The organism is Oryzihumus sp. JJN4-3R (assembly GCF_057747915.1).
In genome coordinates, this window is record NZ_CM173229.1 from 4,068,748 (window position 1) to 4,091,467 (window position 22,720).

At 74.2% G+C, this 22,720-nt stretch carries 16 protein-coding genes; 8 read left to right on the forward strand and 8 right to left on the reverse strand.

The window, feature by feature from the left end; all coding sequences use genetic code 11:
• Positions 1 to 30: 30 nt before the first annotated feature.
• Entirely contained in the window at positions 31 to 459 is a 429-nt protein-coding gene (locus AC3ANM_RS19425) for a hypothetical protein (protein WP_488286054.1), read from the forward strand.
• A 122-nt stretch (positions 460 to 581) separates the two neighbouring features.
• Here the strand turns inward: AC3ANM_RS19425 and AC3ANM_RS19430 are convergent, their stop codons facing one another.
• On the reverse strand, positions 582 to 1,463 hold the full coding sequence (locus AC3ANM_RS19430; RefSeq protein WP_488286055.1) for a universal stress protein: 882 nt from the start codon (positions 1,461 to 1,463) through the stop codon (positions 582 to 584).
• 50 nt (positions 1,464 to 1,513) lie between these two features.
• On the reverse strand, positions 1,514 to 2,515 hold the full coding sequence (locus tag AC3ANM_RS19435) for an alcohol dehydrogenase catalytic domain-containing protein (RefSeq protein ID WP_488286056.1): 1,002 nt from the start codon (positions 2,513 to 2,515) through the stop codon (positions 1,514 to 1,516).
• A gap of 208 nt (positions 2,516 to 2,723) precedes the next feature.
• Between AC3ANM_RS19435 and AC3ANM_RS19440 the strand changes: the two genes are divergently transcribed.
• Together AC3ANM_RS19440 and AC3ANM_RS19445 are read left to right on the forward strand one after the other, a co-directional pair.
• Positions 2,724 to 5,513 carry a bifunctional acetate--CoA ligase family protein/GNAT family N-acetyltransferase gene (locus AC3ANM_RS19440; RefSeq protein ID WP_488286057.1) on the forward strand — a complete coding sequence of 930 codons (2,790 nt, stop codon included), beginning with the start codon at positions 2,724 to 2,726 and terminating at the stop codon, positions 5,511 to 5,513.
• A gap of 107 nt (positions 5,514 to 5,620) precedes the next feature.
• Positions 5,621 to 7,339, forward strand: a complete 1,719-nt coding sequence (locus tag AC3ANM_RS19445) for a GAF domain-containing sensor histidine kinase (protein ID WP_488286058.1) — start codon at positions 5,621 to 5,623, stop codon at positions 7,337 to 7,339.
• Positions 7,340 to 7,360: 21 nt separating this feature from the next.
• Here the strand turns inward: AC3ANM_RS19445 and AC3ANM_RS19450 are convergent, their stop codons facing one another.
• Together AC3ANM_RS19450 and ppdK are read right to left on the reverse strand one after the other, a co-directional pair.
• Positions 7,361 to 9,823 carry a cation-translocating P-type ATPase gene (locus AC3ANM_RS19450; protein WP_488286059.1) on the reverse strand — a complete coding sequence of 821 codons (2,463 nt, stop codon included), beginning with the start codon at positions 9,821 to 9,823 and terminating at the stop codon, positions 7,361 to 7,363.
• Positions 9,820 to 12,546 (reverse strand): pyruvate, phosphate dikinase, encoded by a 2,727-nt coding sequence (ppdK, locus tag AC3ANM_RS19455; RefSeq protein ID WP_488286060.1) that lies wholly within the window; start codon positions 12,544 to 12,546, stop codon positions 9,820 to 9,822. Before ppdK ends, AC3ANM_RS19450 begins: the two co-directional genes overlap by 4 nt.
• Before the next feature lie 307 nt (positions 12,547 to 12,853).
• On the opposite strand from ppdK, the gene AC3ANM_RS19460 reads away from it, so the two are divergent.
• Genes AC3ANM_RS19460 through AC3ANM_RS19470 form a run of 3 tightly spaced genes read left to right on the forward strand, consistent with a single transcriptional unit; the run spans position 12,854 to position 16,242 of the window.
• The gene (locus AC3ANM_RS19460; protein ID WP_488286061.1) at positions 12,854 to 13,033 is read left to right on the forward strand and encodes a hypothetical protein; all 180 of its coding nucleotides are present in this window, start codon (positions 12,854 to 12,856) and stop codon (positions 13,031 to 13,033) included.
• Between the two features lie 4 nt (positions 13,034 to 13,037).
• The gene (mgtA, locus tag AC3ANM_RS19465; protein WP_488286062.1) at positions 13,038 to 15,737 is read left to right on the forward strand and encodes a magnesium-translocating P-type ATPase; all 2,700 of its coding nucleotides are present in this window, start codon (positions 13,038 to 13,040) and stop codon (positions 15,735 to 15,737) included.
• Between the two features lie 31 nt (positions 15,738 to 15,768).
• The gene (locus tag AC3ANM_RS19470; RefSeq protein WP_488286063.1) at positions 15,769 to 16,242 is read left to right on the forward strand and encodes a pyridoxamine 5'-phosphate oxidase family protein; all 474 of its coding nucleotides are present in this window, start codon (positions 15,769 to 15,771) and stop codon (positions 16,240 to 16,242) included.
• A 43-nt stretch (positions 16,243 to 16,285) separates the two neighbouring features.
• Here AC3ANM_RS19470 and AC3ANM_RS19475 read toward each other — a convergent pair whose 3' ends face one another.
• Positions 16,286 to 16,711, reverse strand: a complete 426-nt coding sequence (locus tag AC3ANM_RS19475) for an Ig-like domain-containing protein (protein WP_488286064.1) — start codon at positions 16,709 to 16,711, stop codon at positions 16,286 to 16,288.
• A 132-nt stretch (positions 16,712 to 16,843) separates the two neighbouring features.
• Complete coding sequence (locus AC3ANM_RS19480) at positions 16,844 to 17,038, reverse strand: DUF4177 domain-containing protein (RefSeq protein WP_488286065.1); 195 nt, start codon at positions 17,036 to 17,038, stop codon at positions 16,844 to 16,846.
• A 164-nt stretch (positions 17,039 to 17,202) separates the two neighbouring features.
• Here AC3ANM_RS19480 and AC3ANM_RS19485 point away from each other — a divergent pair, with 164 nt between their 5' ends.
• Positions 17,203 to 17,556: a hypothetical protein gene (locus AC3ANM_RS19485; protein ID WP_488286066.1), complete on the forward strand. Its 354-nt coding sequence runs from the start codon at positions 17,203 to 17,205 to the stop codon at positions 17,554 to 17,556.
• Positions 17,557 to 17,643: 87 nt separating this feature from the next.
• Here the strand turns inward: AC3ANM_RS19485 and AC3ANM_RS19490 are convergent, their stop codons facing one another.
• Complete coding sequence (locus tag AC3ANM_RS19490; RefSeq protein WP_488286067.1) at positions 17,644 to 18,186, reverse strand: GNAT family N-acetyltransferase; 543 nt, start codon at positions 18,184 to 18,186, stop codon at positions 17,644 to 17,646.
• A 189-nt stretch (positions 18,187 to 18,375) separates the two neighbouring features.
• Positions 18,376 to 20,793: a glycoside hydrolase family 31 protein gene (locus AC3ANM_RS19495; protein WP_488286068.1), complete on the reverse strand. Its 2,418-nt coding sequence runs from the start codon at positions 20,791 to 20,793 to the stop codon at positions 18,376 to 18,378.
• A 353-nt stretch (positions 20,794 to 21,146) separates the two neighbouring features.
• Here AC3ANM_RS19495 and AC3ANM_RS19500 point away from each other — a divergent pair, with 353 nt between their 5' ends.
• The gene (locus tag AC3ANM_RS19500) at positions 21,147 to 22,433 is read left to right on the forward strand and encodes an HNH endonuclease signature motif containing protein (protein ID WP_488286069.1); all 1,287 of its coding nucleotides are present in this window, start codon (positions 21,147 to 21,149) and stop codon (positions 22,431 to 22,433) included.
• The last annotated feature ends 287 nt before the right edge of the window (positions 22,434 to 22,720 follow it).

A 22,720-nucleotide genomic window follows, 5' to 3' on the forward strand; every position in this document is an offset into this window, starting at 1 on the left:
CGGTCAGGTCCCTCTCGTCACAGTGGGCGCATGACTGTGAACGAGACCGCCACCAGCGTGGCTCCCATGAGGAGCCCGGTGGTCGGCGACGTTGTCGCCGGGCTGGTCCACAACGGCTCGGCAGAGGCGGTCGCACGGGCCGCCGTCCGCGAGGCCGTTCGTCGCGGCAGCCGGGTGCGCTTCATCCAGGTGCTCCCGACCGGGCTGAGCGACGATGAACGCGCCGACGCCGACCGCGGCACCTTCCGTGCCGCGCTGCGGGCGCTGCGCGGCCAGTCGCGGGTGCCGTGCTCGTTCGAGGTGCTCGAGGGCGAGGCCGGCCGGATCCTGTGCGAGCGCAGCCAGGCCGCCGGGATCCTCGTCGTCGGGCGTGACCAGCCCGATGCCGTCGACCACGTCGCCAGCTACGTCCAGGACCACGCCGCGTGCGACGTCCTGACCGTCGCCCACCTCGAGTAGCCCGGCCACCCGGGCGCCGGCCGACGCGCCCACCCGTCGACTCCGCGACCCGTCGACAGCTCGACGACGAGGCGTCCCCACCCGCCCGGGTGGGGACGCCTCGTCGGTATGCCGGGTGGCGGCTACGCGCTCGGGCGCACCACCGCGACGGGGCCGTGGGCCGCGCGCAGGACGCCCTGGCTCACCGAGCCCAGCAGCAGTCCGGTGAACCCGCCCTGGCCGCGGCTGCCGAGGACCATCAGCTCGGCGCCCTCGGACTGGGCGACCAGCGACTCGACCGGGAACTCTTGGAGGACCAGCTCGCGCACGTCCACGTCGGGGTACTTCTCGCGCCACCCGGCGATCGCCTCGGCGACGACGAGCCGGCCGGACTCGGCGACGTCGGCGGGACCCTGCGGCTCGGCGGTCCCCGCGATCTCGCCCTCGGAGATCTGCAGCCACCAGCAGTGCACGGCGGTCAGCCCGACGCCCCGGGAGGAGGCCTGGCCGAAGGCGTAGCCGACCGCTGCGCCGGAGTGCTCGGAGCCGTCGACCCCGACGACCACGCGCCCGGCCTGCGGGCCCTCCGTCGGTGCCCCGCCGTGCACGACGACCACCGGGCAGTGGGCGTGCATGGCGACCGTCAGCGACACGGTGCCCAGCAGGACGCCGGCGACGGCGCCGCGGCCGCGGGCCCCGACCACGACGGTGTCGGCGTGCGCGGAGGCCGCGACCAGCTCGCCCGCGGCCGCGCCCAGCGGCACGTCCCAGGTGAGCGTCAGCTCCGGCGCCACGGCCCGCACGCGGGAGACGGCGGCCTGGACGACCTCGTCCGTGCGGGCCAGGGAGGCCGGCCGCTCGGGGGGCGCGGCGAGCCACAGCTCGTGGAAGTACGCGTGCAGCAGGTGCAGGGGAAGGTTGCGCCGCAACGCCTCCTTGACGGCCCAGTCCAGGGCAGCGTCACCGCTGGCGGAGGGGTCGAGTCCGACGACGATGCTTCCGTGCGGGACCGGCGTGCGGGCCATGGTCTCTCCTTCGTGAGGATGCGGTGTGGGCCGGGCGGGTCGCCCGGGGTTCAGGGCACGAGCACGATGCGCCCGTCCACCTCCCCGCCGGCGAGGTCGCGCATCGCGGTGTTGACGGCGGACAGGTCGCGCTCGTGGACACGGGTGGTCAGGCGGCCGGTGCGGGCGAGCTCGACGACCTCACCCAGCTCGGTGCGGCTGCCCCACAGGGAGCCGCCGATGCGGACCTCCGGGGCAGCCGTCAGCGGCCCGACGGGCAGCGTGCCGCGGCCGAGCCCGACGACGACGACCTCCGCCTTGGCGGCCGCCAGGCGCCCGGCCAGGGCGAGAGACTGCTCGGACCCGACGAGGTCCAGGACGGCGGCGGCGCCGCCGTCCAGGTCGGGCACGGCGTTGTCGTCGGGGTGCAGGGCCGCGGTGGCACCCAGCTCGAGCGCCGCAGTGCGGCGCGTCTCGGCGGGCTCGAGGACCACGACGTCGGCGGGGCTGAGCTCGCGGACCATCTGCACGGCATACTGGCCGACCCCTCCGGCCCCGATGACGACCGCCGTGGTGCCGGGGACCAGCCGGGGCAGGGCCCGGCGGACGGCGCGGTAGGCGGTCAGGGCCGCGTCGGTGAGCGGCGCGCTGCTGATGGGGTCGAGGTCGCCCAGCGGCACGAGGTGGCGCGGGGCGGGGACGACGAGGTACTCCGCGTAGCCGCCCGGCTGGCCGACACCGACCCACGAGGTCGTCGCGCACAGCTGCTCCTCGCCGCTCAGGCACAGCCGGCACATGCCGCAGCCCCAGCCCCCGTGGACGGCGACCGGCTCCCCATGCTCGAAGCCGTGCGCGCCGGGCCCCAGCGCCTCGACCCAGCCGGTCACCTCGTGGCCGAGGATCCAGGGGAAGCGGGGCAGGACCGGTACGTCGCCGGCCGCCAGGTGCAGGTCGAGGTGGCACAGCCCGGCCCCGGCGACGCGGACCAGGACCTCGCCCGGCCCGGGGTCGGGCACCGGCACCTCGTCGATGACGAGGTCGGCCTTGTAGTCGGGCAGGAGGGCGGCGCGCATCAGGGCTCCCCTCGGCGGACGGTGGTCAGTTGGCGGTTCCGGACACCCCCACCGTCGTGGCGTGGGGCCGCGGCGGGAAAGGGCACTTGGTCCTCCCGGGGCCGGCTGAACGCCCTGCGGGTGGCCCCGCAGGGGACCTTGTGCCTGCCCGGTCTGTCCCGATCCGGGCCACGGTGGAAGGGAACCAGCCGCCCAGGAGGACCCGGTCATGCCGACTGCCACACCCGCCCCCACCCACCGCCGCGCATCGCGGTCGCACGCCGACCCGCCGCCGCTGCCCGACCAGGGGGCCTACGACACCCTGAGCCGGGACGGCGTGACGTTGCGCCTGCGCCCGGTCGTCGAGGCCGACCGGGCCGCGCTGGTGCACCTCGTGCGGGAGCTGTCCCCGCGGTCGGCCTACCAGCGCTTCTTCACCGCGGCCCGTCCCGTGGCGACGGAGTACGTCGAGGAGGTCCTCGACCCGGCCCGCACCCTCGACGCGGTGGTCGCCTCCTGGCGCGGTGAAGTCGTCGGGATCGCCACCACGCACCGCCTCTCGCCGACCTCGGCCGAGGTGGCCCTGCTCGTCGACGACGCCCACCAGGGACGCGGCCTGGGGACGCTGCTGCTGGAGGACCTGGTGGCACGGGCCCGCGGCCGCGGGGTGCGCACCCTCGCCGCGTGGTTGCTGCGCACCAACAGCACGATGCTGGAGGTCTTCACCCACCTCGGGCTCCCGCTGCACACCGAGGTCGAGGGCGGGGACACCCTGGCCGTGACGCTGTCCCTACGCGGCCCGGCCGACCTGGACCGCGCCGTCGCCGACCGCCAGCGCGCCTCGGTGGTGCGCTCGCTGACGCCGCTGCTCAAGCCGCGGTCGGTCGTCGTGGTCGGGGCGGGGGCGCGCCGCGACGGCGTCGGCCACCAGGTGCTCATGCACCTGCGCCGCGGGGAGTTCCGCGGCCAGCTGTATGCCGTGAACCGTCGCGGCCACCCCGTGGCCGGCGTGGTGGCCCAGCGGTCGGTGACCGACCTGCCGGGGCCGGTGGACCTGGCCGTCATCGCGGTCCCCGCCGAGTCGGTGCTCCAGGTGGCCCGGGACTGTGCCGCCCGGGGGGTTGGCGCGATGGCCGTCCTGAGCTCGGGCTTCGGTGACAGCGACAACGGTGCGGCCGCCGAGGCCGAGCTGCGGACCATCTGCCGCGAGGCCGGCATCCGCCTGCTCGGGCCCAACTGCATCGGCCTGTGCAACACCGACCGCGGGGTGCGGCTGGATGCGAGCTTCCTGCCCCGCAGCCCGGCCCGCGGGCCGGTGGCGATCATCGCCCAGTCGGGGGCGGTGGCGGACACGCTGGTGTCGATGCTCGCCGAGCGCGACCTGGGCGTCTCGACCCTGGTGACCATCGGCAACTCCACGGACGTCGGCCCGGCCGACCTGCTGGCGTGGGCGGCGGAGGACCGCAACACCACGGTGGCCCTGGTCCACATCGAGAGCCTGGAGGACCCCGAGCAGGTGGTCCGCAGCACCCGCGCCATGGTCGGCTCGCTGCCCGTGCTGCTGGTCAAGGGCGGCCGCTCCGCCGTGGCCGCCAGCGCCGCACACAGCCACACCGGCGCGGCCGCCGCCGACGAGGCGGCCATCGACGCCCTGTGCCGTCGCGCCGGGATCCTGCAGATGCAGTCCCTGACCGAGATGGTCGACACCGCCGCCGTCCTGGCCCGGCAGCGCCCACCGCGCGGTGCCCGCACGGTCGTCGTCGGCAACTCGGGCGGGACGGGCGTGCTCGCCCTCGACGCCTGCGCTCAGGAGGGGCTGGTGGCCCCCGAGCTGACCCAGCACACGTGCATGCGGCTGCGCAGCCTGCTCCCGCGCACCGCGACGATCGGGCCCATGGTGGACACCACCGCCGCGGCCAACCTCGCCCAGCTGAGCGCGGCCGTGACCACATTGGCCGAGGACCCCGGCGTCGACGCGGTCGTCGCCGTCGTCACCGCGCTGGAGCCGGTGCCGGCACCGATCGTGCGGGACCTGCTCGACGAGGCCTCGCGCGACCACCCCGAGGTCACGCTCGTCGCCTCGGGGGTGGAGCTGGCCGCCAGCCCGGGCACCGTCGTCCCGGCCGTGGCCGACCCGCAGCACGCGGTCCGCGCCCTGGGCAACGCCGTGCGCTGGGCGGCGTGGGCGCAGGAGCGCTCCGCCGGGGCGAGCACCGGTGAGGTGGGAGCCGGTGCGCCGGCCGGTCCGTCGCTGCCGGCGCCGGTCGAGGTCGCCGCCGAGCGGGCGGGCGTGGCCCGCGCGGTGGTCCATGAGGCGCTGACGGCCTCGCCGGAGGGGACCTGGCTCACGCCGGCGCAGACCCGGTCACTGCTGCGCGAGCACGACATCGAGCTCGTGCCGCTCATCGAGGCCGACGACCCCGGCACCGCCGCCGAGGCCGCCGCGATGCTGCCCTTCCCCGTGGTGCTCAAGGGCCGCGGGCCGACCCTGCTGCACAAGAGCGTCCACGGTGCCGTGACGATGGGCCTGCGCTCGGCCGCGCAGGTCAGGCTCGCCGCCCGGGAGATGCTGGTCCGGCTCGACGGCGCGGTCACGGACTTCGTCGTCCAGCCGCAGGTGCACGGCCGCCCCGAGCTGGTCATCGGCGGGGTGCGGCTGCCGCACTGGGGCCCGCTGGTCATGGTCGGCCGTGGTGGCGTCGACGCCGAGGTGGACCCCGACCGGGCGTGGGCGCTGGCGCCGGTGCCGGAGCCGGAGGCGGCCGGGATGCTGCGCGGGCTGCGGTGCGCTGCCGCCCTGCGCGGCGGGCACGGGCAGTCGGCGGCAGACCCGCACGCCCTGACCCGCATCGTCCGGGCGGTGTCACTCCTGCTCGAGGCGGTGCCGGAGGTGGTCGAGATGGACCTCAACCCCGTCCTGGTCGGCGAGCACCGACCGCTGGTCATCGACGCCCGGATCCGGGTGGCCCCGTCGCCCGACCTGCCGTGGCGGGTCGGCCTGCGGAGGCTGCGCGGGTAGTCCGGGACCGCTTTGCACACCCGGTTGGCGAGCTCACCGGTCGGGCGCGGGTCTGCCTACGACAAAGGCACGGCCAGGGACTGCCCGGTTGTGCCTAGTATCAGAAGGTGAGTGCGGACAGGCTCGACCTCGGCGAAGGTCCGCCGTGGCCGGCTGCCCTCGAGCTGGAGGACCTGCTCGAACAGCTGCGCGGCAGGGCGCGCATGGCGCAGCGCTCGCAGGAGCGGCTCGGTGCCCTCCTCGACGCCGTGGTGGCGGTCAGCGCCGACCTGGACCTGTCGGTCGTCCTCGCGCGCATCGTGCGCTCGGCCTGCCAGCTCGTCGACGCCCGCTACGGCGCGCTCGGGGTGCTCGGGCCTGACGGGGAGCATCTCAGCGAGTTCATCACCCACGGCCTGAGCGACAAGGAGCGCACCGCGATCGGCGACCCGCCGCGCGGGCGGGGGATGCTCGGCCTGCTCATCCACGACCCGCGGGCCCGGCGGGTGCGCGACATCGCCGCGCACCCGGAGTCCAGCGGCTTCCCGCCGGGCCACCCGCCGATGCACAGCTTCCTCGGCACCCCGATCCGCATCCGGGACCGGGTGTTCGGCAACCTCTACATGGCCGAGAAGGTCGGGGCCAGCGAGTTCACCGCCGACGACGAGTCGATGCTCATCGCGCTCGCGGCCAACGCCGGGGTCGCGATCGACAACGCCCGCCTCTACGAGCGGGCCCGGCGGCAGCGGGAGTGGTCCGAGGCCACCGGCCAGATCACCCGCACGCTGCTGGAGGGCCGGGGGGAGAGCTCAGCCCTGGGCCTGATGGTCGAGCGGGTCCGCTCCCTGACCGGCGCCGAGCTCGCCGCCGTCGGGATCCAGGACGAGGAGGGGCTGGTCGTGCGGGCGATCGACGGGGCCGTCGATGACACCGCCGCGGTCGGGGCCCTCCTGCGCGGCGACCAGTGGGGCGAGCTGATGTCCGGTCGCGAGCCCCTGCTGCTCGTGCCGGGGCCGGGGGAGGAGCGCCCCCAGCCGGCGATGGTGACCGCCGCGCGCAAGCTGGGGGCGATCGACCCGGCCGGCCCGACCGCCCTGGTGCCGATCGCGGTCGGCGAGGCCGAGCTCGGCGTGCTCATCGTGGCGTGGGACGCCAGCGCCGAGTCCACCGCGACGGCCAGCCTGCCCGACCTCGACACCTTCGCCGGGCTCGCCGGGCTGGCGCTGGAGGCGGCCGGGGCCCAGCGCGAGCGCGCCCGCACGGTGCTGCTGGAGGACCGCGACCGGATCGCGCGCGACATGCACGACCACGTCATCCAGCGGCTCTTCGCCACCGGCCTGTCGCTGCAGTCGGCCTCCCGCCTGGCCACCCACAGCACCGTCCGCGGCCGCATCGACGACGCGGTCGACGAGCTCGACGCGGCCATCAAGGACATCCGCAACTCGATCTTCGCCCTCCACCGGCCCGACTTCAGCGCCGGGGTGCGGGGCGAGCTGGACGAGATCGTGGCCGCGGCGGCGGAGAGCCTCGGCTTCGTCCCGGAGTTCGTGGTCGAGGGCCTGCTCGTCGCCCTGCCGGACTACGCCGAGGTCGACCTGGTCGCCGTGGTGCGCGAGGGCCTGTCCAACGTCGTGCGCCACGCCAAGGCGAGCTCGGTGAAGGTGCACGTCACCGTCAACCGCGACCTCGCCGTGGAGGTCAGCGACGACGGCATCGGTGCCGACCCGGACGCGGTGCGCAGCGGGCTGGAGAACCTCGAGCGCCGCGCGCTCGCCAGCGGCGGCAGCTTCGAGGTCCGCCGGGGCGATCCGACCGGGACCGTGCTGCGCTGGTCCGTGCCGCTCTGAGCGCCGGCCGCCTGAAGGGGGTCAGCGCGGCTCGCTGCGGAGGATGCGGGTCAGCACGTATGCCGTGAGGGCGGCGCCCGCGGCGAACGCCCAGCCCCAGCCCGGCACGGTGGTGGTCGACAGCAGTGCCTGCAGCGGCGGCAGCACCACGGGCGCGACGAGCATCAGGCCGGCACCGCCGATGGCCGCGGCCAGGGCGGGGTTGGGCTGCTCGCCCGCACGGGGCCTGCTGCGCACCCCCCAGGCCACGCCGAGCTGCCCGGCCCCGAGGGCCAGGAGCGTCGCCGAGCGGGCGACGTCGGCCGGGGCACGGGCGGCGACCACCAGGGACGCCGCCGCCAGGAGGGCGGCCACGAGGAGGATGCGCCACCAGAGCCCGCCGCCGAGCACGCCCTCGCGCGGGCTGCGCGGGGGACGCCTCATCGAGCCCGCCTCCACCGGCTCGGAACCCAGGGCCGCACCGACGAAGGAGTGCGTCAGCAGGTTGATCCAGAGGATCTGGGCGGGCAGCAGCGGCAGCGGGTTGCCGAGGAAGGGGCCGGCCAGCATGACGAGGACCTCGGAGGTGCCGCCGGCGATGCCGTAGAGCAGGAACCGGCGGATGTTGGCGTAGACCCGCCGCCCCTCCTCGACCGCGGCGACGACGGTGCCGATGTCGTCGTCGGCCAGCACCAGGTCGGCGGCCTGACGGGCCACCTCGGTGCCGCGCCCACCCATGGCCACCCCGATGTCGGCGCGCTTGAGGGCCGGGCCGTCGTTGACCCCGTCACCGGTCATCGCGACCACGTGGCCGTCGGCCTGCCACCGGCGGACCGCGTCGAGCTTGTCCACCGGCGTGGCCCGGGCCATCACGGCGCCGTCGCCGAGGATGCCCACCTGACGGGCGATCGCGTCGGCGGTCGCGCGGTGGTCGCCGGTGACGAGCACGACGTCGATCCCGGCGTGGTGGCACGCGCCGATGGTCGCGGCCGCCCCGTCCCTCGGGGGGTCGTGCAGCGCCACGAGGCCGAGCAGCCGCATCGACGACTCCGGGTCGGCGACGGCAACGGGGTCGGCGGCGGGGTCGCCGAGCTCGCGCTCGGCCAGGGCGAGCACCCGGCAGCCCTCGTCGGCCATGGCCTGGCTGCGCTGCCGGGCCTGCTCGAGCACCTCGCCAGGCTCGTCGAGGACGTGGGGGTCGAGGACGCTCTCGGGGGCCCCCTTGCAGACCACGACCGCGGGGCCTCCCGGCACCAGGGACTCGTGGGTCGTGCTCATCCGCATGCGCTGCCGGTCGAAGGCCCGCTCGGACAGGCGCGGGTAGGCCCGGCGCAGGGCGTCGGGATCCACGCCGGCGGCCCGGGCCAGGTGCAGGAGCGCCACCTCGGTCGGGTCGCCCAGCTCGCGCCCGCCGTCGGTGGGGACCCGGGCGTCGTTGCACAGCGCGGCAGCGCGCAGCAGGTCACGGTCGAGCACCCCGGGGGCGAGCCAGCTGTCGACGGCCTCCATCCGGGCCCGGGTCAGGGTGCCGGTCTTGTCGGTGGCCAGCAGGGTGACCGACCCGAGGGTCTCCACCGCAGCCAGGTTGCGGGCCACCGCGTGACGGCGGGCCATCCGGCGGGCGGCGAGCGCGAGGCTGACGGTCACCACCACGGGAAGCGACTCCGGGACCGCGGCGACGGCGAGGCTGATGGCGGTGAGCACCATCGTCTCCAGCGACTCCCCGCGGGCGAGCCCGATGACGAGGACGAGGGCGCACAGTGCCACGGCGGCGGTCGCGAGGACCGCGGAGAGCTGGGCCATCCGGCGCTGCAGCGGCGTCGGGACCGGGGGGCCGCCGAGCAGGGCCGCGATCCGGCCCATGGCGCTGTCGGCACCGGTGGCGCTGACCCGGGCGACCCCGCGGCCGTGGACGACGACGGTCCCCGCGCTGACGATCCCCGCCTCGACGGCACCGTCCGCGCTCCCCTCGCCGGAGACGTCACCGCCCGCGCTCTCGCCTCCCGCCGGGCCGGGGGCCTTGTCCACCGGCACGGACTCCCCGGTGAGCATGGACTCGTCCACGCGCAGGCTGGCACTCTCCAGCAGGGTCGCGTCCGCGGGCACGAGGTCGCCCTCGGTCAGCACCACGACGTCACCGGGGACCACCTCGGCCGACGGCACCGAACGCTCCACCTCGTCCCGCAGCACCCGACAGTGGGGGGCGGCCATCGCGGACAGCGCCGCGACGGCCCGGTCGGCGTTGACCTCCTGGCGCACCGCCAGGACGGTGTTCACCAGGACCACGGCCGAGATGACGGCGGCGTCGGCGAAGTCGCCCGTGGCGAGGGTCAGGACGATGGCCGCGAGGAGCACCAGCACCATCGGGTCGCGCACGGCCCGGATGACCCGGCGCCATACGGGCTGGGGAGGAGGGGGAGGCACGCTGTTGGGGCCCACCTCGGCGAGGCGACGCTGCGCCTCTGCCCCGGTGAGCCCCGTCAACCGCTCGCCCGTCGCCGTCATCGCGTGTCGGCCCAGGCCCCCTCGGCGTCGCGGACCAGCACTGCTGCCCGGCCGGCCTCGAGCCGGGCGACGGGGACGCGCAGCGGTGAGCAGGAGACGTAGTCGACCCCGGCCGCGGCGAAGAAGCGCACCGACTCCGGGTCGCCGCCGTGCTCCCCGCAGACACCGAGGCCGAGGTCGGGGCGGGCCCGGCGGCCATCGCGGGCCGCCAGGCTGACCAGGCGCCCCACGCCGTCGGGGTCGATGGTGGCGAACGGGTTCACCGTGAGCAGGCCCAGCTCCCGGTAGGCCTGCAGGAAGCCCGTCTCGGCGTCGTCCCGTGACATGCCCCAGGTGGTCTGGGTGAGGTCGTTGGTGCCGAAGGAGAAGAAGTCCGCCACGAGGGCCAGCCGGGCGGCGGTCAGCGCGGCACGCGGCAGCTCGACCATCACCCCGACCGGCAGGCGGAGGGACTGCTGCCGCTCGGCCGCCACGGCGGCGATCGCGGCCTCGGTCCGGGCCCGCACGTGCGCCAGCTCGGCCGGGTCGGCGACGAGGGGGACCATGACCTCCGGGCGGGGGTCCAGGCCCCGCTCGCGCAGGTCGAGGCAGGCCAGGGCCACGGCGCGTGCCTGCATGTCCACGAGCTCGGGCAGCACCGCGAGCAGGCGCACCCCGCGCAGGCCGAGCATCGGGTTGGCCTCGTGCCAGCGACGGACCGCCGCCAGCCGCTCCTGCGCGACCGGGTCGTCCACCCCGGTGGCCTCGTTGACGGCGACCTCGACGGCGAGCTCGGTGAGGTCGGGCAGGAACTCGTGCAGGGGCGGGTCGAGCAGGCGCACGACGACCGGCAGCCCGTCCATGATCTCGAGCACCGTCGTCAGGTCGGCCCGCGCGAGCTCGGCCATCTCGCGCAGGGCGCCGTTGCGGTCGTGGTCGAGGACCAGGCGCTCGACGAGGACCCGGCGCTCCCCGAGCAGGGTGTGCTCGGTGCGGTACAGCCCGATGCCCTCGGCGCCGTACCGGCGGCCGGCCTCGGCGTCGGTCCCGGTCTCGGCGTTGGCGCGCACGCCGATCCGCCGCCGCGCGTCGGCATGGGCGAGCAGGCGCAGCACGTCAGCCGCGACGGGGTCGACCTCGGCGCCGTCCGGTGACCCACCCGCCTGCAGGGTCGTCATCACGGTGCTGGGCTGCACGGGCGCCAGGCCGAGGTGGACCCGCCCGGTCTGGCCGTCCACGGAGACCGGGTCGCCCTCGCGCACGACGGTCCCGGCGCCGGTGGTGACGGTGCGGGCCTCGAGGTCGATGACCAGCTCGGAGGCGCCGACGACGCAGGGGCGCCCCATGCCCCGGGCGACCACTGCGGCGTGGGAGGTGAGGCCGCCGCGGGCGGTCACGATGGCGCGGGCGGCGACGATGCCGGGCAGGTCGTCGGGGCTGGTCTCGTGGCGGACCAGGACGACGTCGCGGCCCTCCCGGGCCCACTGCGCGGCCGTCGCGGAGTCGAGCGCGACTACCCCGACGCCGGCGCCGGGACTGGCCGGCAGCCCCGTGGCGAGGACGGCATGGCCGGTGGTGTCGCCGAGCTGCGGGTGCAGGAGCCGGGCGAGCTGGTGACCGTCGACGCGGCGCAGCGCCTCGTCGAGGTCGATCAGGCCCTCGTCGACCAGGGCGCAGCCGATGCGGAAGGCGGCGGCGGCCGTGCGCTTGCCGACCCGGGTCTGCAGGATCCACAGCCGGCCGTCCTCGATGGTGAACTCCACGTCGCACAGGTCCCGGTAGTGGGACTCCAGGGTGCGCAGGTGCCCCATCAGGGACGTGTATGCCGCGGGGTCCAGATCCGCGAGCCGCGCCAGGGGCACGGTGGCCCGGCTGCCGTTGACGACGTCCTCGCCCTGGGCGTTGGTGAGGTAGTCGCCGTAGGCGCCGGACGCACCGGTCGCCGGGTCGCGGGTGAAGCAGACGCCGCTGCCCGAGCGGGGCCCGGTGTTGCCGTAGACCATCTCCACCACGTTGACCGCGGTGCCGAGGTCGTCGGCGATGCCCTCCTGCCGGCGGTAGAACCGGGCGCGTGGCACGTTCCAGGAGGCGAAGACGGACAGCACAGCACGGCGCAGCTGCTCGCGGGGGTCGTCGGGCAGGTCCTCTCCCACCTCGCGCCGCAGGATGGCGCGGAAGGTCCCGACGAGGCCGCGCAGCGTCGCGGCGTCGAGCTCGCCGTCGTGGCTCACCCCGAGGCGGGTCCGGGCGGCAGCCAGCTCCTGCTCGAAGAGCCCGCCCTTGACGCCGAGGACGGTGCGGCCGTACATCTGCACCAGCCGGCGGTAGCAGTCCCAGGCGAAGCGCTCGCCGCCCCGCCGGGCCAGGCCCTCGACGGTGGTGTCGGTGAGGCCGACGTCGAGCACCGTCTCCATCATCCCGGGCATCGAGAAGCGGGCGCCGGAGCGCACGGACACCAGCAACGGGTCCGCCGCGTCACCGAGGCGGCGACCCGCGGCCCGCTCCAGCCGGGCGAGGTGCTCGTCCAGCAGCCCCGGCAGCCCTGGGGGCTCGGTGCCGACGCGGAGGTACTCGCGGCAGGCGGCTGTGGTGACGATGAAGCCGTGCGGCACCGGCAGGCCGAGCCGCGTCATCTCGGCCAGGTTGGCGCCCTTGCCTCCCAGCAGGTCGGCCATGGAGCGGTCGCCGTCGGCGAAGTCCAGCACCCAGGGGATCGGCGGCTCGGGGGCCGCGTTCAGCGCCATGAGGCGCCTCCGGGGGAGAGCACGCTGCATCGCCGGGGGTCTGACCTCATGCCCCGATGGTGGGTGGGCGCCGCACAGCCGGGGTAGTGCCGTTGGTCCCACACGGCGGGGCCTGCGCTGCGTCGAAGAGGGACCACACCCGTCGTAGCCATGGGCCGGACGCGGTACGACGGACGGATGATCCGCCGGACTAGTCCCGTGGGCTATTTGTGGGTCATCTGGGACTGACGGCCCTGCCGTCGCAGATTCGTTCCCCTACAAAGGAATCAGCCAAGAGGCATTCCCAGACGATCACGGGTGGTGCGAGATGAAGACCAAGTCCGAGCAGTCGGTGTCCCTGGTCGACCTCGACCGTGTCCTGGCCGCCGTCGGTCGTCACTGGCAGGACGCCTGCGCGCACGGCGACCTCGACGCGGCGCGGCGCGACATGCAGCGGCTCGACGCCTACCTCGAGCAGCGGATGCGCCTGACCGACCAGGCCGACTGAGGCGGTGCCGCCCACCGGCCTGCCGGTGGAGGAGGCGGCCCGACTCGAGACCGGAGCCGTCCTCGCGCGGCTCGATGCCCGACCGGACGGACTCACCGGCGCCGAGGCCCTGACGCGGCTGGCGCAGTGCGGTCCCAACGCGGTCCGCACCCACCACGCCGCCGCGCTGGGCGTCCTGGCCCGGCAGCTGCGCAGCCCGGTGCTGCTGCTCCTGGCGGTGACCGCCGGCATCTCCGCCCTGGTGGGCAACACCACCGACGCGGTGATCATCGGGACGATCCTCGTCGCCAGCGTCGGTCTGGGGTTCGCGAACGAGTACCGCGCCGAGCGGGCTGCCGCCGGACTTCACGACCTGATGCGGCACACCGTCGTGGTGGTCCGCGACGACCGGCCGGTCCGGGTCGACGTCAAGGACGTCGTGCCGGGCGACGTCACCCACCTGTCCGCCGGGGTCATCGTCCCCGCCGACGTGCGGCTGCTCTCGGTCCAGGGGCTGGAGTGCGACGAGGCGGTGCTCACCGGGGAGTCCGACACCGTCACGAAGGCGACCGCCCCGGCGCCGGCCGGCGCGGGCATCGCTGACCTGACCAGCTGCGCGCTGATGGGCACGGTGGTCCGGGGCGGCACCGCCACCGGGGTGGTGGTCGCGACCGGTGCCCGCGCGGAGTTCGGCCGGATCGCCCTCCAGCTCGGGGAGCGGCAGCCGGAGACCGACTTCCAGGTGGGGCTGCGCCGGTTCTCCGGCCTGCTCCTGCAGGTGGCGGCGGCGCTGACCGCGCTGATCCTGCTGACCAACCTGCTGCTGCACCGGCCGTTCCTGGAGTCGGTCCTGTTCTCGCTGGCCATCGCCGTCGGCATCACCCCGCAGCTGCTGCCGGCCGTGGTCAGCACCAGCCTGGCCGTCGGGTCGAAGCAGCTGGCGCGCAAGCGCGTCCTGGTCAAGCGCCTGGTCTGCATCGAGGACCTCGGCGACATGGACCTGCTGGTGACCGACAAGACCGGCACGCTCACCGACGGCCGGGTGAGCCTCGTGGAGGCGGTCGACGGGCGCGGCCAGGAGTCCGCCGAGGTCCTCGCCCTGGGTCTGCTCGCCACCGACGTCGGGCTCGACGGTGAGCACACGGCCGCGGAGCTGGCCGGGGCGGCCGGCAACCCCCTGGACGCGGCGCTCTGGGCCGCCTCGGCGCCCGTGGCCGGCCGGGTCCTGGCGTTCCGCCACCTCGCGGTGCTCCCCTTCGACCACGAGCGGCGGCTGAGCTCGGCCCTCGTCCAGACCCCGGACGGCAGTCCGCTCCTGGTCACCAAGGGGGCCCCGGAGTCGGTCCTGGCGCGGTGCGCCGCGGTGCCGCCCGAGGCGGAGGCGAGCCTGCACGCGCGGTTCGTCGCGGGATACCGGGTGGTGGCCGTGGCGACCCGCGGGGTGGGTGACGCGGCCGCGGTGACCACGGCGGACGAGGCCGGCCTGGAGCTGCGCGGCTTCCTCGTCCTGCTGGACCAGCCCAAGGCCAGTGCGGGGGAGTGCCTGAGCCGCCTGGCCGGGCTGGGCGTGTCGGTGAAGGTGGCCACCGGGGACAACCCGGTCGTCGCGGCCACGGTCTGCGCAGCCGTCGGGCTGGACGCCACGGACGTGCTGACCGGGGCGCAGGTGGCGGCCCTGGGTGACGCCGAGCTGACCGAGCGTGCGCGGACGGCGAGCGTCTTCGCCCGGGTGTCGCCGGAGGACAAGGCGCGCCTGATCCGGTTGCTGCGCAAGGACGGTCGCGTCGTCGGCTTCCTCGGCGACGGCGTCAACGACGCCTTGGCCCTGCACAGCGCCGATGTCGGGCTCTCGGTGGACGGCGCCACCGACGTGGCGCAGGAGGCCGCGGACATCATCCTGCTGGAGAAGGACCTCGGCGTGATCGCCGACGGCGTCGTGGGCGGCCGGCGGATCTTCGCCAACACCATCAAGTACGTCCTGATGGGGACGTCGAGCAACTTCGGCAACATGTTCAGCGCGGCGGCGGCCTCGGCGGTGCTGCCGTTCCTGCCGATGCTGCCCTCGCAGATCCTGCTCAACAACCTGCTCTACGACTCCAGCCAGCTGGCCATCCCCTCCGACCGGGTGGACCCGGAGCGGCTGCGTCGGCCGGCTCACTGGGACGTGGCGTTCATCCGGCGGTTCATGGTGTTCTTCGGCCCGCTCAGCTCGCTGTTCGACTTCATGACGTTCGCGGTGCTGCTGGGGGTGTTCCGCGCCGGCCCGGAGCTGTTCCGGACCGGGTGGTTCATCGAGTCGCTGGCCACGCAGACGCTGGTGATCTTCGCGATCCGCACCCGGCGGATCCCGTTCTGGCGCAGTCGTCCCAGCCGACCGCTGACCGTCGCCGCCACGTCCGTCGTGGCGGTCGGGGTCCTCATCACGGTCAGCCCGCTGTCGGAGGTGCTCGGCTTCACCACGCCGCCGGCGGACTTCCTCGCCGTCGTCGCGATCATGGTCGTCGCCTACCTCGCCCTGATCGAGGGCGGCAAGCGGGTGTTCTTCGCCGACCACCGCCCGGCGCCGGTCCTGCCCCGGCCCCGGGACGTCGCGCACCAGGTCCACCGGCGGGCCTCGCGGTTCAGCCACGGCGGCCCGTTGCCGCCCGTGCCGGCACCGCGGCGCGGCGGGCCGAACACCCCCCGGGACCGGGCCGGGGCCGGGGCCGGGGACCTTCGGCACTGACCCCGGAGGTGCACCGGAGCACCATGGAGCCATGACCAGTGGTGAAGGGGTGCCCGCGGCAGAGCTGACGACGTCGGAGTGCTGGGTCCTGCTCCGGGAGGCCGTGGTGGGGCGGATGGCGGTCATCGTCGAGGACCATCCCGAGATCTTCCCGGTCAACCACGTCGTCGACCGGGGCAGCCTGGTCTTCCGCACGGCGGCCGGCACGAAGCTGTCGGCGGCCGTCGGCCAGCCGGTCGCCTTCGAGGTCGACGGCTACGACCCGGTCACCGGCAACGCGTGGAGCGTCGTGGTGAAGGGCCGCGCCGAAGAGGTCACCAAGCTCTACGACGTGCTCGAGGTGGTCGGGCTGCCGCTCTTCCCCTGGCACAACCTGCCCAAGCCCCGCTTCGTGCGCATCGACGCCGCCGTGGTCTCCGGGCGCCGGTTCCGGGTCCAGGAGCTGGCCCGCACGCCCGGGGAGCCCGAGGTCAGCGACGCGGAGATCCGCGGCGAGCCCGAGTGACCCTGTCGGGCTGACTGCTCGGGGCTTGCCGGGGGCTGGCTGCTCAGGGAGCCTTGGCGAAGCTCAGGTAGCCCTTGCCGGAGGCGCCGCCCACCGTGGCGGTCACGGTGATCTTCTGGCCGACCTTGGGGTGGTTGACCACGATCTCGTCGGAGCAGGTGCCGTTCTTGCCGGTGGTGCAGGGGTTGTTCGTCGCCCGGAACGCGGCGTTGCTCGCGTTGTCGCTCCACGTCACCTGAACGTTCGGCACGGCCTTGCCGGAGCCGTTGGTGACCTTGGCGGTGAAGGTCTGCGTTCCGTCGGGCAGGTAATTGAGGCACCAGTTGGGCGCCAGCTGGCGCTCGGGTTGGCTCGCCGGCACCGTGCAGGTCACCTTGACCTTGTAGGTGGTCGCTGCCTGGGCGGGCGCGGCGAGCGCGGTGGAGGCCCCCAGGAGGGCCAGGGCGGTCAAGGCGGTCGTGGCTCTCATGTCGGAACCATAGGAACCGCACAGTGCGGCGGGGTCCGATGAAAGGACGAGGCGACGTAGGACAGCCGTAGGCCTCAGCGCGAGGCCGGGTTCACGGGCCGCGGAAGGTGCCGGCCCGGCATACCCGCGTCCTCAGGGCTTCTCGAAGGTGACCAGCACGCCTTCCACGCCGCCGGGCCCGACGCGGCCCTTGACCTCGACCGCCGTGATGGCCTTGAGCGTCCAGCCCGCGGCGCCGTGCTCGTTGAGGACCTTCTCCAGCTTGGCGCCGGACATCTTGCTTCCCATGAGCCCCTCGCGAAGCTCGACGACCTTGTACTGCGGCATGACTGATCCTCCCGGTCGGTGTCTCCGCATCCTGCCGCAGTACCGTCAGGGGACGCGACCCGCCGTCACCGGCGGTTCCCGGGCGGTATGCCGGCCGGTCACCGACCGGCGACGGACACCGCTGCGGGGGGTCGCCCCGAGGTCACGACAGGAGGACACGGCCGGTGCAGCTGGACTTCGCGTGGAGCGCCCAGGGGACGCTCCTGGTCGACTCGACCCCCCGGGACGAGGTCATCATCAGCTTCATCGGCTGGGACGTCGGCCCGGACGCGGGGAGGGCCCGCGAGCTGCGGACCCAGCTCGCCGTCGCGGCGGCCAGGGGCGGCGGTCGCGACACCGGACCGCACGTGGAGGGCCGGGCCTACGCGATCACGGTCGAGGGCGACGAGGCCGAGATCGAGAACCTCGTCGAGCTCTACCCGGTGGCCCGCATCAAGCTGATCGTCCTGCTCGACGCGCTCGCCCAGCTCGAGGCGTGGCTGGCCGAGAACCTGCACCGGCGGCCGCTGCGCTGGTGAGGCCGACTGGTTCGCCCGGGCCGGTTCGCCCGGGCCGGTGAGGCCGGGCTGGTTCGCCCGGGCCGGTGAGGCCGGTCCGGTGAGCCGTCAGCCGGCGGTCTGCCCAGCGGTGCTGTCGGCTGTGCTGTCAGCAGTGTCGAGGAACAGCCAGACGTCCGGGGGCAGCCAGGCCTTGTCCGGCACCGGCCGGAGCTCCTCTCGGAAGGCCGACCCGACGGCCTCGGTGGCGACCCGGCGCCAGAAGCGCGCGGCCTTGGGGTTCTCCTCCTGGAAGGCGATCTGCCACGGGCCCGGGTGGCGGCGGAGCAGCTCGCGGGCGACGGCGTGCCCCACGCCGTGCCGCCGGAACCGGCGGATGACGAAGAACTCGCCCAGGATGCGGGGCGGTTCGACCAGGCCTCGAATCAGGGCGAAGCCCGCCACCACGCCGTCGTGACGGACCAGGTAGGCGCGGCGGTCGGGGTCGGGGACCTCAGGCAGGTAGTCGGGCAGGCGGGTGCGGAACCGGCCGTCCTCGTCGGGCAGGGCGTCACGGAACTCCGAGAGGTCGTGGCGGTAGAGCTGGTCCAGCCGCTCCATCAGCTCATGCTGGTCGGCAGTGACGGGGTGCAGGGTCGTCTCGGCAGCCATTCCTCGAATCCTGCCCCGGCGCAGGCGTCCTGCCCACCCGGACACGCGGCGACGCTCCGTCATCACCCGGCGATGGGCCCGCGTGGGGGCTGCGGAGGCCAGGTTGTGGCCGAGGCCTGATGTGGAGCTGGGGTGCCCGCGGAGGCCGGGTGCCCGCGGAGGCGGGCACCCGGCATACCGGCTGGTGGCTCAGGCGGTGAAGGTGGCGGTGAAGCCCTCGCCGCGGTTCGGCACGACGAAGCTGCCGTCCTCCGCGGCGACCGGCGTGCCGTCGACATCGAGCGTCGCCGGCTCGGCGCCGTGGACGACGACCTGGAACGCCTCGCGGGCGAACTCGGGGTAGCCGTCGCCCTCGACGGTCGCCTCCACGGTGACCGAGTCGCCCGCGCGTGTGAGGCTGAATGTCGTGCGGTAGCAGGCCCCCTCGCGAGCTGCGAAGGTCAGGCCGTCGTCCTCGACGAGGGTCGAGGTGTGGGTGCCGTCGGCCTGCGGGACGAAGACGTGCAGCTGGACGACCTGCGGGTGGTGACCGTCCGTGGAGTCCGGCGCCTCGGCCCACATGGGGATGACCGCGCCGCCGCGGGCGTAGATCGGGATGCGGTCCATCGGGGTCGGGGCGACGACGAAGCGGGCACCGCCGAGGACCTCGCCGGTGTGCCAGTCGTGCCAGTCGCCGGCCGGGAGGTAGACCTGCCGCGACGTGGCGGCGGCCTCGGTGACCGGGGCGACGAGCAGGTCGGTGCCGAAGAGGTACTGGTCGTCGATGTCGCGCACCGTGGCGTCGTACTGGTGGTCGAAGACCAGCGGGCGCTGCACCGGCTCACCGGTCTCGGAGGCGCGGATGAACGCGGCGTAGATGTAGGGCAGCAGGCGGTAGCGCAGCCGGACGGCCTCGCGGACGATGTCCTGCACCGCATCGCCGAACGCCCAGGCGTACTGGTCGACGTTGCCGATCTCGGAGTGGTTGCGGCAGAACGGTGTCAGCGTGCCGTACTGCATCCAGCGCAGGAACAGTTCGGCGTTGGAGTTGCCGGCGAAGCCGCCGATGTCGGCGCCGACGAACGCCTGCCCGGAGATGCCGAAGCCGGAGCCCATCGAGATGCCGAGCTGGAGGTGGTCCCAGCGGGAGAAGTTGTCGCCCATCCAGTTGGCGGCATAGCGCTGGATGCCGGCGAAGCCCGCCCTCGACAGGATGAACGTGCGCTGCTCGGGCATCGCCTTGAGCAGGCCCTCGGTCGTGCCCATGGCCATGAGCAGGGCGTACTGGTTGTGGTACCGCTCGTGCGAGTGCTTCCCGTTGCCGAACCGCATGGTGTTGGCGCGGATCGCGCCGGTGGCCGGCTCGTTCATGTCGTTCCAGATGCCGGCCAGTCCGGACTGCACGTGGGCGGCATTGAGCTCGCCCCACCACGCGCGGGCCTCCTCGGTGACGAAGTCGGGGAAGGCGGTGTTGCCCGGCCAGACCTGCCCGATGTAGGTGTCACCGCCCTCGGTCTTGCAGAAGACGTCACGCTCGAGGCCCTGGTCGAAGACCTCGTAGCCGGGGTCGAACTTCACGCCCGGGTCGATGATCGTGATGACCCGGAAACCCTGCTGCTTCAAGCGTTCCAGCATCCCGGGGGCGTCCGGGAAGCGCTCGGTGTTCCAGGTGAAGACGCGGTAGCCGTCCATGTACTCGATGTCGAGCCACAAGGCGTCGCAGGGGATCTCGTTGTCGCGGTGACGCTGCCCGATGGCCTCGACGGCCTCCTGGCTGTAGTCGAACCAGCGGCACTGGTGGTAGCCCAGCGACCACAGCGGCGGGGGAGCGGTGCGACCGGTCAGCCAGGTGTAGTCGCGCAGGATCGCCGGCATGTCGGGGCCGGCGAAGATGTACTCGGTGTACTGCCCGCCGGCGAAGCTGATGCGGTACTCGTCCTTGGCCTCGAACTCATAGGTGCCGCGGTAGCCGTTGTCGACGAACGAGGCCGCCATCGTCCCGGCCGGGTAGGTCTGGTGGTAGAAGAACGGGATCGAGACGTAGAACGGGTCGAACTCGACGCTGGTGCGGTCGCCGCGCGGGTCGCCGGGCGCCTTGCCTGCGGTGAACTCGGCCGTCTCGTGCTCGTTGAGGACGTCGGTGTTCCAGAGGGTGAAGTCGCGGCCCTTGCGGTTGTGCCGGCCGCTCTTCTCGCCGAGGCCGAAGACCGCGTCCTCCTGACGGCACCGGCGGCGCACCGTGAACGAGTCGTTGAGCGTGGCGTAGGCCCAGTAGCGGCCCTGCTCGTCGGCGGCGGTCTCGACGACCGGCGTCCCGTCGGTGCGGTGCACGTCGAGGCGGAACGGGTCCAGCCACAGGGAGACGACCATGGTGTCGGTGACGAGCCGCACCCGGTCCTCGTCGCGCTCGACTCGGAAGTCGACCTGCTGCTCCAGGGGGTCGACGCATACCGCGAAAGTCGGCTCCTCGTCGAACACGCCACCGCGGCTGATCTTGACGCGCACGACGTCGGGGCGCACGACGTCCACCCGCAGCTGCTCGCGGTGGAGCTCGGCGAGCAGGCCGCGCCCGGTCTCGGCGACGGAGTCGACCCGCTCGAAGCGGATGAAGTGGTCGGTCTGCAGCACGGGTGGTCACCTTCCGAGGGGACGTGATGAGGCTGGGTATCGCGGTCGGTCGGGTGACCATGCTGCCGCACCTGCCCCGGGGCGCGCCCGGGTGGTTGCGCCGCCTCGCGCGGCCAACCCATGGGTGCTCGCCTGAGGAGGCTGGTGTGAGCTCAGCGGCGCTGAGCAAATGAGTTCCGGTGCCGCGCAGGCGTCGCCGATTCGCGGCTTCGGCCCGTGGCGGGCACTGCCCGTGATGTGGCCGATGTCGACTGGTGACCTCCGCTATGGCGGTCCCGGCGCTGCCCCGGGCCCAGGGCGAGTGGTGTGGATGAACCGGGCGGCCTGTCGGTGGTCGAATGTATGTTCGAATCATGCACCAGAGGGATCGTCGTCAGGGAGCCGCGGCCAGCGGTTCCGGTGGCGTGCCCGCGGTGTCGTTCGGCGACCGGATGGCCGCCGTGGAGGGGGCCGAGTCAACCCTGGCCGGGCTTGAGGACGTGCTGCACCAGTGCCAGGGAGTTGACCTCGGTCGGGCGTTCGGCAGTCTGGATGCGCTGTCTCGTCGGGTGGAGGCCGCCAAGGTCGCGGTGCTGGGTGAGGCGCTGGAGCGGGGCGAGGTGGCCGCGTCGTGTGCGTCGGCGTCGGCGTGGGTGTTGGAGTGGGCGCCGTCCTACCGGTGTGGCGGGGCGAGGGACCTGGTCACGGTGGCCACGGCGTGCACGGGGCGGCCGGTCGTGGCGGGTCAGGTGATCGACCACGGGAGTGTGCGGCGGCTGCGCTCGTGCGTGCTGTCCGGGCGGGTCGGGGTGCGTGGGGCGGCGGTGGCGCTGGCGGAGATGCACAAGCTGGCGCCGCGGTTGACCCCGGAGGCGGTCCCGACGGTGTGGGAGGGGTTCCTTCACCTGGCGGCGACCGAGGGGCCGTCGGGGGTGCGGGGGTTGCGGGAGCGGCTCATCGCCGAGCACGGCCGGGACGGTGAGTTCCAGGTCCGCCAGGACCGGCTCAAGCACGGGGTGTCCCTGTCGGCGGGGCGGGCCGATGACGGGATGGTGGAGTACCTGCTGCGGCTGGACCCCGAGGGGGCGTCGGTGTTGGAGGCGGCGATCGGGCCGCTGTCCGCGCCGCAACCGGCGGACGGGGTCAGCGACTTGCGGAGCTCGGACCAGCGGCGCGGGGATGCGCTGGTGACGGTGTGCCGGCGCTCGGCGGCCGCGGGCCAGGACCTGCCGGCCCAGCCCAAGTCGCTGCTGTACCTGACCATGAGCTTCGACGACCTCAGGGACGCGTGCGGGGCCGGGACCGTGCTCGGGAACGGGGCGCTGCTGGCCCCGGAGACGGTCCGCCGGATCGCCTGCGACGCCGGCGTCATCCCGGTGGTGCTGGGCACCGACGGGGAGATCCTGGACGTGGGAAGGACCCGGAGGTTGTTCACCCCGGCGCAGCTGAGGTACCTGTGGCTGCGCGACAAGGGCTGCACCATCCCCGGCTGCAACGCCCCGCCGTGGTGGTGCGACGGGCACCACGTCATCCATTGGGTCGACGGTGGACCGACCGACCGGCTCAACGCCGCCCTGTTGTGCGGGCGACACCACACCCTGGCGCATCAGAAGGGCTGGACCGCCACGGTCACCGACGCCGGCGTGACCTGGCACCTCTAGGGCGCCTGCCCCACACCCGATCGGCAACGACCGGGTTAGCGGCATGTCCGAACACGCTCCACAACCAGGGCCCGGTCCTTGTCGGGCAGCCCACCGAGCTCTGGAGCTGACGCCTCAATCTCAGAGCCCGTACCCTCGGCGGCTTCCTTCGCGGGCTCAGCTGGCCCGGCGCGCTGCGGGGGCACCCCCAGGGGGAGCCGGACAAAGGGGTGCGCGGACCCATCCCGGTGCTGGCGCGCGCAGCCCACAGGGACCTTGTCCTCTGCGTGCGGACGGCCGGTCGCTCC